This window comes from Paenarthrobacter sp. CAP02, from assembly GCF_040137855.1.
In the GTDB taxonomy this organism is placed as follows: domain Bacteria; phylum Actinomycetota; class Actinomycetes; order Actinomycetales; family Micrococcaceae; genus Arthrobacter.
Genome location: NZ_JBEEII010000005.1, coordinates 37927 through 52902 on the forward strand (window position 1 = coordinate 37927; position 14976 = coordinate 52902).

Here is a 14976-nt window from a genome sequence, read left to right on the forward strand (position 1 = left end):
GGCGCCCGCGCCCCTCAGTTCCCGAGCCGGGACAACAAAACCGCGACGGCGGCAGAGACTCCCCCGGCCAGCGAACCTTCCAGCTCAGGAGCGAAGAACGGCGAGTGGTTGACCGGAACAGGCCCTTCAAGCCCGGCAACCGGCGTCCCACCGAACATCCAAAACACCGACGGAACACCGATCGCAGTGCCGAGGTGCCCGAAGTCTTCGCTGCCCATCATCGGCGGGGTGACTTCGACTGACTCAGCCCCCAACGCCAGCCGCAGCGCCTCCAGCACGGGAGGAACGGCGTCGGGGTCGTTGAAGCACTGCGGGAAACGGTACATTTCCTCGATGTCCGGCCCGGGTGCACCTGACGCGGCGGCCTCGGCCGTAACGATGCGACGGACCGCGGCAAGGACCTGGCGACGGACGTCCTCATCGAACGTGCGAATGTTGAGCGTGAACTCGGCCGACGCCGGGATGATGTTCTCCTTAAGGCCGGCATGGAAGGTCCCAACGGTTACGACGGCGGACTTCCGTGGGTCCAGCTCGCGGGACACGATCCCCTGCAACCGGGTGACCATGTGCGCGGCCATGACGATCGGATCAATGGAATCCTGCGGCTGCGAGCCATGTGATTGCTGCCCATGTACGGTGACCCTGAGTGAATCGGCCATGGCAGCGACCGGGCCGCTGGAGATCGCGACAGTGCCCACCGGCCGGGGCATGACGTGCTGCCCGAAGACCACTTCCGGCTTAGGCGCCCTGTCCCACAGTCCGTCGTCGAGCATGGCAAGCGCGCCAGCTGCAGTCTCCTCGCCGGGTTGGAAGATCAGCACCAGCGTTCCTGACCAGGCGTCCAGGTTGCCCGAAAGCACTTCGGCGGCACCCAACAGGCTGGCTACGTGCGTGTCGTGGCCGCAACCGTGCATGACGGGAACCACCGTGCCATCCGGGAGCGTGCCCGTGTCCGTGCTTGCATAGTCCAGGCCGGTTGCTTCTTCGATGGGAAGGCCATCGGAGTCGGCGCGGAAGGCCACCACCGGTCCGTCGCCGTTCCGCAGGACGCCCACAACACCGGTTCCTCCGCAGCGGAAGTGCTCGATGCCGAGCCCGTCCAGCTGCTCCTCGATCACGGTGGCGGTGGCGAACTCCTGCATGGACAGTTCCGGGTGTGCGTGGAGGTGCCGGTACAACTCGTGGAGCTTGGCGGTCTGGCTGGCATCGAGGGCGGGGGCGATAGCTGTGGTTGTCATTTGTCCTGTCTTCCTTCGCGGGTGATGGCTCTGTTCTGTGGGCTGCTGCTACTCGATGTGGATGGGCTTCGCCTCAGCGATGGGGGCCTTGCTGCGGAAGAACCAGGCCAGGAGGATGGTCCCCAGCACGGCGATGGCGGTGGAAACCATGGCGAGTGACGGCACCAGCGGCAACACCACGAACACGACGACGGCCGAGACAAGCAGGGCGAACACAGTGGTGCGGGGCTGCTTCATGGACACGACGGCCTGGACCAGCACGGCTCCGAGGACGGTGGGCAGCACATACAAACGGGTGACTACCAGGACGGAAGGCGGGATGACGCTGATCAACCACGTGCCCAGGAGCCCAACAAAGATCGCCAGCGAGGTCAGGTGGACTACCGCGGCGCCACAGATGGCGACGACGGCGGCCAGCTCGGCCCGCTTGGTGCCCGGCTTTGCGCCAATGTTGGTTTGGGCGATCAGCGCGGCCGGCAGGAGCTTGTTGGAGATGTTGCCGATCATGAAGGCCTGGTACATCGCGGCTGGCCCCAATATCGGATAGTACGTGAGCGGCTCGACGATCCAGATGATGCCAAAGGTTGCAGCGACGGCCGCAAATGCTATCCAAAGCTGCCCCGGTCCAATATCGAGGCCGGTGGCGAAGACAAGGTACAGCGGACCGGCGACGGAAATCAGCAGGCCGGCGATCATGGTGATTTGGCCCCAGCGGGACGTGGTGCGGTTGAAGTCCGCCATGGAGGCTGTGCTGGTGGTGGTGGGATCAGAGGTGATGGAAGACATGGGGTGTTCCTTTCGTGCCCGGGTCAGGTGCCGGTGTTGAGGACGACGGCGGCGGGCCGGCTCAGGCGCCGGCGGCCAGATAAGCGGCGGCCAGGCCGATGACGATGGAAATCCCGAGCCCCCATTCCCGCAGCCAGCTCTTGCCCAGCTTCTTGGCCAGCAGGAGGCATGTCCCCATAACGGCCGCGGAGACGATGAAGGACAGCACATGGATGCCGGACTTGGGCAGCTCGGTGAGCCCCAGGCAGGAGAAAGCTCCGATCAGTGCCGCCGCCGGGACGATGGCCATGGCCGCGGGGTTGATGGAGCGGATCTTGGCGTCGCCTTTGCGCAGCACCGGCGTCAGGATCAAGCTGGCGAGCATCCACATGGCGCCGCCGATGCTCATGGCGAAGAACGCGACGGCGAACACACTTTGCGTATAAGTGGCATCCCCGAGCTTGGCGCCCATGGACCCTGCTGCGATGCCGGCGGCCGAAACGTCGTAGGCCGCGGAGCCGATCAGGCCGATACGGGACAGGACCGCCGGGGCTCCGAAAAGGCCCAGGAGAGCAATGGCTACAAGGGAGACAGCCAGGGAAGGGCCAATCGCCGATACGGCGCCCGAACGGAATGAGGTTTTGATGTCCTGCGTACTCATTTCCACCGAAGGGGCAGCGCGTCGGGCCGCTTTCATGAAGATCACGGATTGGATGATGATGACGCCGAAGACACCGGCCACGCAGATCCACAGCACGGGGTTGTTGGCGATGGCCATGATGTCGGTTGGTCCAATGGGGGCGAGCGGTTGAAGTGCCAGGGGTTGGAACAAAGGAACCTCCGGGTGTTGGCCCCGCGGCAACTCCGCGACCGGACCACGCTGTGCGGTATGCGGCGCCGTAGGGCTAATCCTTACCCTCCGACCAGATCGGCCAGCGGGTTACCAACACCTTCTGCTATGAGCCGGATCACACACAATAGCTGACGGAATCAGCCAAATGAATGGCCGAATCGGTCAAAGCTTGCCATCACTGGGGTCGCCACTTCCCCGATTCGATGTGACCCGGCACACTTTCAGGCAGTAGACATCCAGCAAAGGAGCACCATGTCCGACACCATTGGCGAGCTGTCCGCCGTCGAACTTTCCGCAGCAATCCGGGGAAAGAAGATCTCGGCGCGGGAAGCGTTGGCCGATCACCTGGACCGCATTGCCGAAGTGAACCCCGTGATCAACGCCGTGGTGACCCTGGACGCCGACGGCGCCCAGGCGCTGGCCCATCGCGCCGACCAGCTGACGGCGTCGGGGGCGGACCTGCCGCCCCTCCACGGCCTGCCCATGACGCACAAGGACACGAACAACACCGCCGGGATGCGCACCACCCAGGGCTCCCTCGCCTTGCGCGACTTCGTACCCGACGCCGACGACCTCATCATCGCGCGGCTCAAGGCAGCCGGCGTGGTCAGCACGGGAAAGACGAATGTTCCCGAGTTTGGCGCGGGCTCGCACACGTTCAACGCCCTCTTCGGCACCACTACCAATCCCTACGCACCAACCTTGAGTGCCGGTGGCAGCAGCGGCGGGGTGGCCGCCGTCGTAGCCTCCCGCATCCAAAGCATCGGCGACGGCAGCGACATGGGCGGTTCGCTCCGCATCCCGGCATCCTTCTGCAACGTGGTGGGTTTCAGGCCGTCGACGGCGGTCATCCCCATGCCGTCCGACGTCAACGCCTTCGCATGGCTGGGAAGGACCGGACCGATGGCCCGGAGCGTGGAGGACATTGCGTTGTTCATGTCCGTCACGGCAGGCAAGGATCCGCGGGTTCCGCACCCTGAGGGCCTGGATCCTGAGGTTTTCCGCTCCAGCACGGAGACGGACATGCGCGGCGTGCGGATCGGCTGGTCCCGCGACTTTGGCATCGGCGTGCCTGTGGAGCCCGAAATCGTGGAACATCTGGAACGGCAGCTTTCCGTTTTCGAGGAACTCGGGGCGATCGTGGAAGAAGCGACTCCCGATTTCAGCGAAGCGGACCTGGTGTTTGGCAACACGCGCGCCATGGACTTCGCTGCTGGCCTGGGGCCCCTCCTGGCTCGCGCGGGGGACGTGATCAAGCCTGAAGTGCACTGGAATGTGGAAAAGGGGTTCGCGTTGACGGCCCGGGACCTCATTGAAACCGCGGCAGCCCGGACCCGGTTGGAACGTGGCATCCAGGACTTCTTTGGCCGATACGATCTGTTCGCCAGCCCGTGCGCCCAGGTGCTCCCCTTCGACGCCGCCCTCCGCTACCCCTTGGACGTTGCCGGCGTACCCTCCGAGACCTATCTGGATTGGATGCGATCGGCCTGCCTCCTCTCGGCCACCGGCCTTCCTGTGCTCAGCGTGCCGGCGGGATTCAGTTCCTCCGGGCTGCCCATCGGCCTCCAGCTGGCCAGCAACCACTACACGGATATGCAACTGCTCCGCTACGGCCATGCCTTCGAGCAGCGGACCCGGTACGCCGCCGTCGCGCCTGTTGTGAAAGCCGAGCCCGTCACCACGGCGAGCGCATGACCCGTCCCCCGCGCTTTCGCGCGTCCAGCAGGATCGACACGTCCACGCCGGTGGCCTCCTGGGCCCACTCAGAGTCCGTGATGAAACGGTAAAGGGAGGACATGTCCTCCACAGTGACGTCGGCCATGATCTGGTAATTGCCGGCGATCGCGGCGGCATACCGGACCGTGGGAAGTTCAGCGAGGCTCTTTCCTACACGCTCAACGTGCTGCGGCGAAGCCCTGATCCAGAGCAGCGCCTCAACAGCCAGGCCAAAGGACGCAGGCTCAACAATCGCCCGCACATGGACCTGGTTGTTGGTCAGCAGCCATTCGCTTCGCCGCCGCGCGGTGGCCTCCGACACCCCTACCCGACGCCCCAGCGCTTCGAAGCTCATCCTGCCATCAGCGCACAGTGCGTCGATGAGTTCGTTATCCTGGCGGCTCATGTGCTGCTGCCTGACCAGGATGCCGGAGTCCTGCGCGAGGTTCGAACGCAACGCCTCGGCCTTATCTGCCGGAAGGACTTCCGGCCGCCAGCCGCGAATCGTGCGGAAGTATCGGAGCACCGGATAGCTGGTCGAATCCCTGAGCCCAATGGTGGATGGGAGTTCATCTGACAGGACGTCCCCCATCCGGCCCGTTTCGGTGAGGACTTCGGCCACGCAGTCGCCCGTGCCCGTTGTGGTGTAGACGAACGTGGTGTCACCGCGCTGGGAAAGTGCATTCGCGGCTGCGCGCACTGTCCCGGGCAGGCACCGCATCTCCACCAACACCACCGCGGGCCTCGGCCTGATCCCCACTACCGCTACGGCACCGGACTCCAGCAACTGCGATCCGCGTCGGGCGACGGTCCGCTCGGCCTCCCCCAGCACGGCGGCCATCTTGCGCCAGGGACATCTGGGATCCAGTTGCAGGGCAGCCACGATATGCCGCTCCAATGCGTCAAACACCGCCATGCAGGCTCCGTCCGGTCTGTGCTGGTGACTTTGGGCGTATGTGCCCGGGGGCTCCTCCGGGCAACCGCCGAGAGGGGTTCCTGCCACAGTTTAGGGACAACTGCGGGCAGAAACACGTCGAGACCGACGGCGGGAGACATGACAGCGCGCATGAACCCTTACGCTGTCTTGGAGGACGGGCAAGGCGCCATTGTCATCAGCCTCGACAACTACTGTCCTTGACGACGACCCAGGAGACATTCACTGCATGGAACCGTACGGACATCCGCCACCTCAACCGTTTCCCGGCCAGCATCACCAGCAGCGCCCGCAGTACGACCCGCCACAGCAGTACGGCCCACCACAGCAGTACGGCCCGCTACAGCCCAAAAAGAAGAGCAAACTCGGGTGGATTCTCGGTGGCATCGGCATTTTCGTGCTGATCCTCCTGTTCGCGGGGTGCTCCGCCCTGGTCAACTCCATCAACGGCGGTGGGAGCCACGCCGAGAAGGCCAAAGCTGTCATCGCCGCGGCCGACAATGCACCGGAGGGCGACTGGGTTCTCACGCACCGGAGCGATCCGAAGGTAGAGGCCGGCTGTCTCTCCATCGACACCGCCTGCATTAAACTCCGGGCCGAGTGGAGGGTTGATCATCCCGTCAGCCTCAACGACGTTGCCACCCGCATAGGGATGGACGTCAGCAAATCGAAGCTGTCAGAGGACGGCTGCATCAAAGAAAACGACCCCGACGGAGGCGGCACGGACGAAGTATGCATAGTGGAAGAAGAATGGCCCGCGGACGGCTATCGGGTCATCCTTAACATGTCCCGGCGGTAGGCCGACGCAGCAAGCCCCTCGGCTACAGGTAATCCCCCGCGCGCTCACGCGCTATCTCCAGCAGGGTGGAGTGGAAGGCCACTTCCGCCGGTGCGTAAACCTTGTCCTGGCGTTGGGCCAGCAGTACCCGACGCAAAGGTGCGGCGGAACCCAAGCTGATAACCCTTACGTCAGGGTGTTGGAGTGCGACGGCGGTTTTGGGCACCATGGCCACGCCCATCCCCACGCTCACCATGGCCTGGGCTTCCTGGTAGTCGTTGGCCAGGAAGCCGATGGTTGGTTCGAACCCGGCTTCGTGGGCTGAACGTTGCAGCACTTCCACCACGGGGTGGGCCTCCGCCCGAACGATCCAGGATTCCTTGCGTAGCTCCTCCATCCGGATCTCTTCGCGCCCCGCCAAGGGGTGTCCCCGGGACACCAGGATCACCGTGCTCTCCTGGAAGACTTCAGTGACCCGAATCGAGTCATCCTGGAATCTGTTCCACGGGTAGTCCCAGAGGAGGCACAGGCCAGTGACGCCGGACTGCAGGTCCGATACCAGGTCATCGAAACGCGCACTGCGCACGGACAGGCCAATTGCCGGGTAGCGCTTTTTGAACGCCCTGATGACTACCGGGAGGAAGGATCCGGCAAGGGTAGGGAAGGTTCCGACTGTCAGCGACCCGCGCTTGAGTCCAGCGATTTGGTCCAGGTCCGATTGGGCCGCACGCATCTGGCCAACGATCTTGCGGGCGTGGCCAGCCAGCACTTGGCCCGCTTCTGTAGGGACCACCCCACGTGAGCGGCGGTTGAGGAGCGGTTGCCCCACTTCCTGTTCCAGTTTCCTCAGCTGCTGGGAAACCGCCGAGGGAGAGTAAAGCATGAGATCCGCGGCCGCGGTGATGGAACCTTGCTCAACAACCTCGACCAGCAGCGCGAGCCGTCGAATATCAAAAAGATCCTGGCCCTCATCGTTAAGCAACAGTTCACCCTTCCTAGGAATTCGTTCATTCTATACAGGCTGCCGTAGATACCACAGGATAAAAGGGTTTCCAGCGGGCGTAAATGCCTCCTCCATCGTCCATTCAGGACTGATCCGCTGGTGAATGAAGTATTGCTTCATCCCACCCAAGATATCCAACATTGTCTTCAAATGTGATGTGCCTCAATCTCGAAGTATGCCCTTGAACGAGCCTGGGCGACAGAGAAGCAAGGAACTGACCATGAACATCGAAGCGGAATGGATGCGCGGAGGCACCAGCAAATGCTGGGTCTTCGAGAGCGGGCAATTCGGTGAGACTGAAACCAGTCCGGATGCGCTGCTCCCGCGGCTGTTCGGCAGCCCCGACCACCGGCAAATCGACGGTGTGGGCGGCGCGACGTCGACAACCAGCAAAGCGATGATCGTTCGCCGCCCAGCGGACGACGACGTGGATGTCGAGTTCACCTTCGCCCAGGTGGGAATTGAGGAAGCCACCGTGGACTGGGGCAGCAACTGCGGCAACTGCTCGGCCGTGGTGGGCTTGTATGCCATCGAGAAGGGCTGGGTCACACCCACCGGGGAGATCACCCGGATCGTCACGCGGAATACCAACACAGGCCAGATCATCATCCAGCGGATATCCACCCCGGCCGGGGCCCTCCCGATCGTCCCGCAGGCGGAGATGCCCGGCGTTCCGTTCCCCGGGTACCGGGTGGGCCTTGGTTTCCAGGACCCTGCCGGTAAAACCACGGGCCAGCTTCTTCCCACCGGCTCCCCGACGGAGACGATCACTGCAGGCGGCACACGCTGGACTGCTTCGCTTGTCGACGCCGGAGCGCCGGTAGTAATCGTCCGGGCCGAAGAGCTCGGCCTGGACCCTGAGCGCTACGACAGCTGGTTGGCCGGCGTCGAACTGCAATTGGAGACACTCGAGACGATTCGACGCCAAGCAGCAGTACGCATGGGGCTCGCGGCGTCCACCAGCGAAGCGGCACGGGCCATCCCGAAAGTCGCCATCGTCGCCCCGCCCGCCCAGTCCGACGCCGGCAGCGACGTCAGCGTCATGATGCTCTCCATGGGCAAGCCGCACCCCGCCCTCGCCATCACGGGAAGCATCGCACTGACGCTCGCAGCCGGCACACCAGGCACCGTTTTGTACGACATCACCGAACATGACCTTCGGCCAACCCTGAAGCTGCGGACGCCGGCCGGCGTGATCGAGACATGGAGCGAGGAAAAGGACGGTTCCCTGATCATTGGCGTGGATCGGACAGCCCGCACCATCGCAACCACCACCATCCACCTCCCCGAGACGCTCGACAACACCGTCGACGCCTCACTTGCCGGCGCTACCCGCTGAACAGCCAGCGCTACTCGATGAAGAGAGAGCACCATGACTAACACCGCAGAAAAGACTGCACCAAGCCCCACAGTTGAAGCGCGGCCCAAGCGCCGCCGTCGTATCCTGCTGGTGACGGCTGTCGCCATCACCGTCTTGGGTCTTGCCGCCCTCCTGTTCGGAGGTGTCCTTGGCAGCCCTGCGGCGGCCTCGGGATCGGAGCCGACCTTGACCGCAACGCAGATCATCCCGCTCATCATCCTGGTGGTGATGTTCGTGGTGGCAACCAAGTGGCCGCTCAACATCGGTGTGATGGGGCTGGTTGCTTCCTTCGGCGTCGGCTATTTCGTTCTTGGCATGTCCGACAAGGAAATCCTGGAAGAGTTCCCGGCCAGCATCGTGCTGACGATCATCGGCGTCACGTACTTCTTCAGCATGGCGCAGCGCAATGGCTCCATCGACATCATTGTGCAGACATGCGTCCGCCTGGTTCGCGGCAAGACCATGCTGCTGCCGTGGGTTTTCTTCCTCATGGCCGCAGCCCTGACTTCACTGGGCACGTTCTCCCCCGCAGCTGTGGCGCTGCTGGCGCCGGCCGCGCTGGGGCTGGCCTATGAGTCGCGCATCCATCCGGTCCTCATGGGGGCCTTCGTCATCAATGGCGCCCATGCCGGCGGCTTCTCGCCCCTGTCCGTGGCTGGCGTCTTGGTTCACGACATCTCCATGAAGAACGGCTTCCCCATCGACCAGGGGTCACTGTTCCTGGCAAGCTTCGCCCTGAACTTCATTCTTTCGGCACTGACGATCGTACTGTTTGGGCTCCTGGGCAAACTCCGGGACAAGCACGCCAACGAGTACTCCGCGCTGGACACCCCGCGGATCGGACGCCCCAGTGGACAGCAGTTCCTGACCCTGGCCCTGATCCTGGCAATCCTCGTGTGCACTTTGGGCTTCCACATGCCCATTGGCTTCGTTGCCCTGTCCGCCGGCCTACTCCTGGCACTGGTAAACATCAAGGAGCACCAGACGTTCATCGGCGGCATTTCCTGGTCCACCGTCCTGCTGGTGGCCGGCATGATCACCTACGTCTCCCTGCTCCAGCATGTCGGCGTCATCGACACCCTCGCCGAGCAAGCACTCGCCTTGGGCGCTCCCCTGCTGATCGCGCTGGTCCTCTGCTACGTCATTGGCGTCGGATCGGCCTTCGCCTCGTCCACAGCCCTGCTGACCGCCTTCATCCCGCTGGCCGGGCCCCTGCTGGCCACCAGCTCACTCAGCGCTTCCGGAACGGTCGCGGCCCTGGCGATTGCAGCCACGGTGGTAGACGTTTCGCCGTTCTCCACTGACGGCGCACTGGTAGTGGCCAACGCACGGGAGCACGACCGCCAGCGCGTCTACAAGCAGCTGATGATGTACGCCGGTGGAGTGGTCCTGGTGGCCCCGGCACTGGCCTGGGCCCTGCTGGTACCCACCGGCATCATGTAGGCCTGCCGGAGCAATATCCGGCAAGCGCGGGAAGGCCCTGTACTCCATCGCAACAGGAAACCCGACGGACGGGCGCAGGGACTTCATGCGCTAAGGACAAAGGCAGGACGCTCAGAGAGCGTCCTGCCTTTGGCTTACCCGGGAACGGGCGGATGTCAGGCGAAGTCGGAGACTGCCGGGTCCGGACCGATGCGGCCCTCAGCGCCGCGGTCCAGGCCGTTGATGGCCTCGACGTCGGTAGCGTCCAGCGTGACGTCCAGGGCAGCGAAGTTCTCCCGGATACGGGACTCGGTGACCGACTTGGGGATGACGACGTTGCCGATGGCCAGGTGCCATGCGATGACCACCTGTGCCGGCGTGGCGTCGTGCTTGGCAGCGATCTCAGCAATGGTGGCGCTCTCCAGCAGCTCGCCACCCTGGCCCAGCGGGGACCAGGCCTGGGTCAGAATGCCCTTGGACGCGTTGAACTCGCGCAGCTCGGACTGGTTGAAGAACGGGTGCAGCTCCACTTGGTTGATGGCCGGCACTACACCGGTCTCATCAATGATGTGCTGCAGGCCTTCCTTGGTGAAGTTGGAAACACCGATGGACTTGACCCGGCCGCGCTTCTGGAGCTCGATGAGGGCCTTCCAGGTGTCAACGTACTTTTCCTGCTTGGGCTGCTGCCAGTGGATGAGGTAGAGGTCCAGGGTCTCCAGGCCGAGGCGATCCATGGATTCCTCGAAAGCCTGCAGCGTGGACTCGTAGCCCTGGTCGGCATTCCACAGCTTGGTGGTGATGAAGATTTCTTCGGCGGAAAGGCCGGAGGAAGCAATGGCACGGCCGACGCCGGCCTCGTTGCCGTAGATCTTGGCGGTATCGATGTGGCGGAACCCGGCCTCGAATGCCTGGCGCACCACCTTTTCGGCTACATCGTCTTCAACTTGCCACACCCCGTAGCCGAGCTGGGGGATGGTGTTGCCGTCGTTGAAAGTAAGTGTTGGTGACGAAGTCATGTTTGCCATACTGCCAGCACGGAGTCTTGAAAAGCGCCAATTATTACGCAGATCAGCTATGCGCTTAACTTATTGCGTCCGAGGAATAAAGGCGCACGCCTGTAGTTGCGCACGCTGCACACTATGCGTCTTGGGAGAGTTCCCGCTCGGCGTCAGCGACCTGCTCGAAGACGGCCTCCGCGCGACGATGGACCGAAAGCGCCCCCACCGGCACCGGCCCAACCGCCAGCCTCAACATTGCCGCAGCTTCCGCCGTCGTGGCAAGGGAGTTCCCAGCCTTGGACAGCGCACGGTGCACGCCCGCCAGCGCCCCGGGAACATCCAGTCCGTCGCTCGGCGAACGTCGTTGCGCCTCAACGCAAACGGCCCTCACCCGGGGCGACAAACCGGCCAGTTCATTGGCGATCACTACCAGTTCGTTGTACAACTGCTCGTCATCCACGCCCTCCAGTACCTGGTGGTACCGGTCCAATCCCCGATGGAAGCGGTCGTGGGCGCGGCGCCACAGGCCCTTGCCGAGCTCCACATCGTCCTTCCGCCCTTGCCGGACGGCCCCAAAGAAACCCACCCCCAGGCTCAGAGGTACTGGCCCGGGCCGTGGTCGGGATCTTCGGGGCGTCCTTGCGCTGCTCCGGGCGCGGTGGCCCGCTGCGGTTGCCCATTTTCCCCGATGACAATTCCGGGAGCGATAACAGTTCCCGGTGGGAGCTGCCGAAGCTGCATCTGCGCGGCCGCGTGATCCTTGGCGGCTTGTTGGGCCGCAATGGCAGCCTGGATCCCGTGGAACAGTCCCTCAAGCCAACCCACCAGCTGGGCCTGGGCAATGCGGAGTTCGGCGTCGGAGGGCGCCTTATCCTCCGGGAACGGAAGGCTGATGCGCTCCAGTTCCTCAATGAGCTCCGGCGCGAGCCCATCTTCGAGTTCCTTGATGGAGCGTTCGTGGATTTCTGCCAGGCGACCGCGGGCAGCGTCGTCCAACGGCGCTGCCTTCACTTCTTCCAGGAGCTGACGGATCATGGTGCCGATCCGCATCACCTTGGCAGGCTCATCCACCAGTTCGTGGAGCCCACCGCTCCTGGGCTTGGCGTCGTCCGGGGATTGCCCCTGGGACTGTGGCTGGGCAGGTGCTTGGGCCCCGCCGTCGTCCAGCATGGTCCCCTCCACAGGGGTGTCGTCCGAAGCCTCATCCTTGGGCTGAATGTCGTTCAGATCGCTCATTGGTTCATACTCTCATGGGCTTCGGGCGAACCCGGGCCCGAGTCATCTTTTTTGGACTTCGTTCGTAGCGAAACAGGGAAACACCACCGCCGGGTGTCAGCAGCATCTTCCTTGGGGGTTGCTGTCCTGCCGGTCCATCCGGTCCCGCCAGAACTCGCGTTCGGTCATGGCGGGACCGGCATGACCGGTAGCGGCGAAGTGCTCAAGGTACTTCGCGTAGGCATCAGCACCCATGAGCGAACCCATGTAGGCGGCGAAGCCCCGGAAGCCCTTGGCGATGACGTTCATCAGTGGTGTCCGGCCTTCTCAGTGCGTTTCTCCACGGGTAGTGCGTTCCATTCAGCGAGCAAGGCCTTCTCCGCGGGAGTGGGGATCAGCCCTGCAGGGGCGAAGACCTTGGAAGGCACTGCTGGATCCTCGTGCCCCTGTCCCCCACCTGCGCGGATGGCCTTGAAGGTGGCCAGGAGGGCGGTGAGGATGACGATGATGCTCAGCACCACGAAGATCACGGACAGCCACCCTTGGATAGCGGTATTCCGGATCACTGCTTCCATGGCTGCGACAGACTTGGCTGTTCCGAATTCCGTCTTGCCGTCAGCCAGGGCCTTGGAGAAGGCCTGGTTGTTGGCGAAGTATCCGACGGCCGGGACGGGCGAGAAGATCTTGTGGAAGCTTGCCGTGATGGTGACGACGGCGGCAAACGCCAACGGGACGGCGACGATCCACAGCCACTTGAAGGTGCCGCGCTTGGCCACAATGGCCAGGCATACCGCCAACGCGATCGCTGCGAGGAGCTGGTTGGCGATACCGAACAGCGGGAAGAGGGTGTTGATGCCACCCAATGGATCTGTGACACCCATGATCAGCACCGCTCCCCAGGCTGCAACCATGATGGCCGTGCACAGCCAAGCACCGGGCCGCCACGAGGCTTCCTTGAACTTGGGAACAAAGTTTCCGATGGAGTCCTGCAGCATGAACCGGGCCACCCGCGTACCGGCGTCCACTGCGGTCAGGATGAAGAGGGCCTCGAACATGATGGCGAAGTGGTACCAGAAGGCCATCAGGCCGGGTCCGCCGATGAACTGCTGCATGATGTGCGCCAAGCCAACAGCAAGCGTCGGGGCACCACCGGAGCGCGAGATGATGCTTTCCTCGCCCACGTCCTTTGCTGTCTGGGCAAGGACGTCCGGGGTGATGTTCACGTTGGCCAGGCCCAGGCTGTTCACCCAGGTCGCCGCGGTCTCCACGGTCCCGCCGGTCAGGGCCAAAGGAGCGTTCATGGCGAAGTAGATGCCGCGGTCGATCGAGATCGCTGCTACGAGGGCCATGATGGCCACGAAGGACTCCATCAGCATGCCGCCGTAAGCGATGAAGCGGGTCTGCCGCTCCTTCTCGATCAGTTTGGGAGTGGTGCCCGAAGAAATGAGCGCGTGGAACCCTGAAAGCGCACCACAGGCGATGGTCACGAACAGGAACGGGAACAGTGCGCCGGAGAAGACCGGCCCATTCTCGCGGCTGGCGAACTCGCTGAATGCCGGGACCGTGATTTCCGGACGGACCACAATGATGGCAAGCGCGAGCATCACGATCACGCCGATCTTCATGAACGTCGAGAGATAGTCACGAGGCGCCAGGAGCAGCCAAACGGGCAGGATCGCGGCGATGAACCCGTAGATGATGAGGCCCCAGGCGATGGTTACCTTGTCCAGGTGGAAGAAGGCCGCACCCCACTCGGTGCCGGCCACCGCACCGCCGCCAATAATGGCGGCCATGAGGAGCACGAAGCCGATGATGGACACTTCCATGACCTTGCCGGGCCTGATAAAGCGCAGGTAAACGCCCATGAACAACGCGATGGGGATGGTCATGCCTACGGAGAACACGCCCCACGGGCTCTCGCCGAGGGCGTTGACCACCACGAGCGCGAGGATGGCCACAATGATGATCATGATCAGGAGCGTGGCGATCAGCGCAGCGGTCCCGCCCATGAGGCCAAGTTCTTCGCGGGCCATCTGGCCCAGCGAACGGCCACCGCGGCGCATCGAGAAGAACATCACCAGGTAGTCCTGCACAGCACCGGCAAGGACGACGCCGACGATGATCCAGATGGTGCCCGGCAGGTATCCCATCTGGGCCGCGATGACAGGTCCCACCAGCGGGCCGGCGCCTGCAATGGCGGCGAAGTGGTGGCCGAAGAGCACGTTACGGTCAGTCCGGACATAGTCCTTGCCATCCGCCTTGTATTCAGCGGGCGTGGCCCGGCGATCGTCCGGTTTGAGCAAGTACCGCTCGATGACCTTCGAGTAAAACCGGTAGCCGATAAGGTAGGTGCACACCGCGGCGAAAACGAACCAGATGGCGTTCACTGTTTCGCCACGAACCAGCGCAACCATGAACCATGCCACTGCTCCGAGGAGCGAAATTGCCACCCAGAGCCCGATCTTGGCCGGCGTCCAGCGTCGTTCTTCAGCCTCGCGAACGGAATCATCCACGGCCGGGGATGGCAGTGTGGGATCCAGTCCTTCCGCGAGTCCGGCCTGGTCAGGAATCTTGCCCATATCTCCTCCTTGAGAACTGCTGCGGTGATGGGAAATGCAGTGTGGCGAATCCCGCGGTGGGGACCGCTTCGCCACGTGTCTTCCAGCACAGTAACAACTGCTACCGACAAGGGAA

The 14976-nt window shown here is 63.6% G+C and carries 14 protein-coding genes; 4 read left to right on the plus strand and 10 right to left on the minus strand.

Going from position 1 to position 14976, the window contains the following annotated elements; genetic code table 11:
* Positions 1-14: 14 nt before the first annotated feature.
* From ABHM97_RS10115 to ABHM97_RS10125, 3 genes are all read right to left on the minus strand, one after another.
* Positions 15-1238 carry an amidohydrolase gene (locus ABHM97_RS10115; protein ID WP_349470562.1) on the minus strand — a complete coding sequence of 408 codons (1224 nt, stop codon included), beginning with the start codon at positions 1236-1238 and terminating at the stop codon, positions 15-17.
* Between the two features lie 48 nt (positions 1239-1286).
* Positions 1287-2024 carry a hypothetical protein gene (locus ABHM97_RS10120; protein WP_349470564.1) on the minus strand — a complete coding sequence of 246 codons (738 nt, stop codon included), beginning with the start codon at positions 2022-2024 and terminating at the stop codon, positions 1287-1289.
* Positions 2025-2085: 61 nt separating this feature from the next.
* On the minus strand, positions 2086-2835 hold the full coding sequence (locus tag ABHM97_RS10125) for a DUF5058 family protein (protein WP_349470565.1): 750 nt from the start codon (positions 2833-2835) through the stop codon (positions 2086-2088).
* Between the two features lie 273 nt (positions 2836-3108).
* On the opposite strand from ABHM97_RS10125, the gene ABHM97_RS10130 reads away from it, so the two are divergent.
* Entirely contained in the window at positions 3109-4551 is a 1443-nt protein-coding gene (locus ABHM97_RS10130) for an amidase family protein (protein ID WP_349470566.1), read from the plus strand.
* Here ABHM97_RS10130 and ABHM97_RS10135 read toward each other — a convergent pair.
* The gene (locus ABHM97_RS10135; protein WP_349470567.1) at positions 4532-5488 is read right to left on the minus strand and encodes an Lrp/AsnC family transcriptional regulator; all 957 of its coding nucleotides are present in this window, start codon (positions 5486-5488) and stop codon (positions 4532-4534) included. The two genes, ABHM97_RS10130 and ABHM97_RS10135, sit on opposite strands and share 20 nt — an antisense overlap.
* Before the next feature lie 247 nt (positions 5489-5735).
* Between ABHM97_RS10135 and ABHM97_RS10140 the strand changes: the two genes are divergently transcribed.
* Positions 5736-6305 carry a hypothetical protein gene (locus ABHM97_RS10140; protein WP_349470568.1) on the plus strand — a complete coding sequence of 190 codons (570 nt, stop codon included), beginning with the start codon at positions 5736-5738 and terminating at the stop codon, positions 6303-6305.
* Between the two features lie 22 nt (positions 6306-6327).
* Here ABHM97_RS10140 and ABHM97_RS10145 read toward each other — a convergent pair whose 3' ends face one another.
* On the minus strand, positions 6328-7266 hold the full coding sequence (locus tag ABHM97_RS10145; protein WP_235520076.1) for a LysR family transcriptional regulator: 939 nt from the start codon (positions 7264-7266) through the stop codon (positions 6328-6330).
* Between the two features lie 241 nt (positions 7267-7507).
* Here ABHM97_RS10145 and ABHM97_RS10150 point away from each other — a divergent pair, with 241 nt between their 5' ends.
* Together ABHM97_RS10150 and ABHM97_RS10155 are read left to right on the plus strand one after the other, a co-directional pair.
* Positions 7508-8626, plus strand: a complete 1119-nt coding sequence (locus ABHM97_RS10150; protein WP_235520072.1) for a PrpF domain-containing protein — start codon at positions 7508-7510, stop codon at positions 8624-8626.
* A gap of 33 nt (positions 8627-8659) precedes the next feature.
* Entirely contained in the window at positions 8660-10090 is a 1431-nt protein-coding gene (locus ABHM97_RS10155; RefSeq protein WP_349470569.1) for an SLC13 family permease, read from the plus strand.
* A gap of 155 nt (positions 10091-10245) precedes the next feature.
* On the opposite strand, the gene ABHM97_RS10160 is transcribed toward ABHM97_RS10155, so the two are convergent.
* From ABHM97_RS10160 to ABHM97_RS10180, 5 genes are all read right to left on the minus strand, one after another.
* Entirely contained in the window at positions 10246-11085 is an 840-nt protein-coding gene (locus tag ABHM97_RS10160; protein ID WP_349470570.1) for an aldo/keto reductase, read from the minus strand.
* Between the two features lie 121 nt (positions 11086-11206).
* On the minus strand, positions 11207-11653 hold the full coding sequence (locus ABHM97_RS10165; RefSeq protein WP_349470571.1) for a hypothetical protein: 447 nt from the start codon (positions 11651-11653) through the stop codon (positions 11207-11209).
* Positions 11654-11661: 8 nt separating this feature from the next.
* Positions 11662-12303, minus strand: coding sequence for a bacterial proteasome activator family protein (locus ABHM97_RS10170; RefSeq protein WP_349470572.1), 642 nt, complete (start codon positions 12301-12303; stop codon positions 11662-11664).
* A gap of 96 nt (positions 12304-12399) precedes the next feature.
* Positions 12400-12591, minus strand: a complete 192-nt coding sequence (locus tag ABHM97_RS10175) for a YbdD/YjiX family protein (protein WP_349470573.1) — start codon at positions 12589-12591, stop codon at positions 12400-12402.
* Positions 12591-14861, minus strand: coding sequence for a carbon starvation CstA family protein (locus ABHM97_RS10180; protein WP_349470574.1), 2271 nt, complete (start codon positions 14859-14861; stop codon positions 12591-12593). Before ABHM97_RS10180 ends, ABHM97_RS10175 begins: the two co-directional genes overlap by 1 nt.
* Between the last annotated feature and the right edge of the window lie 115 nt (positions 14862-14976).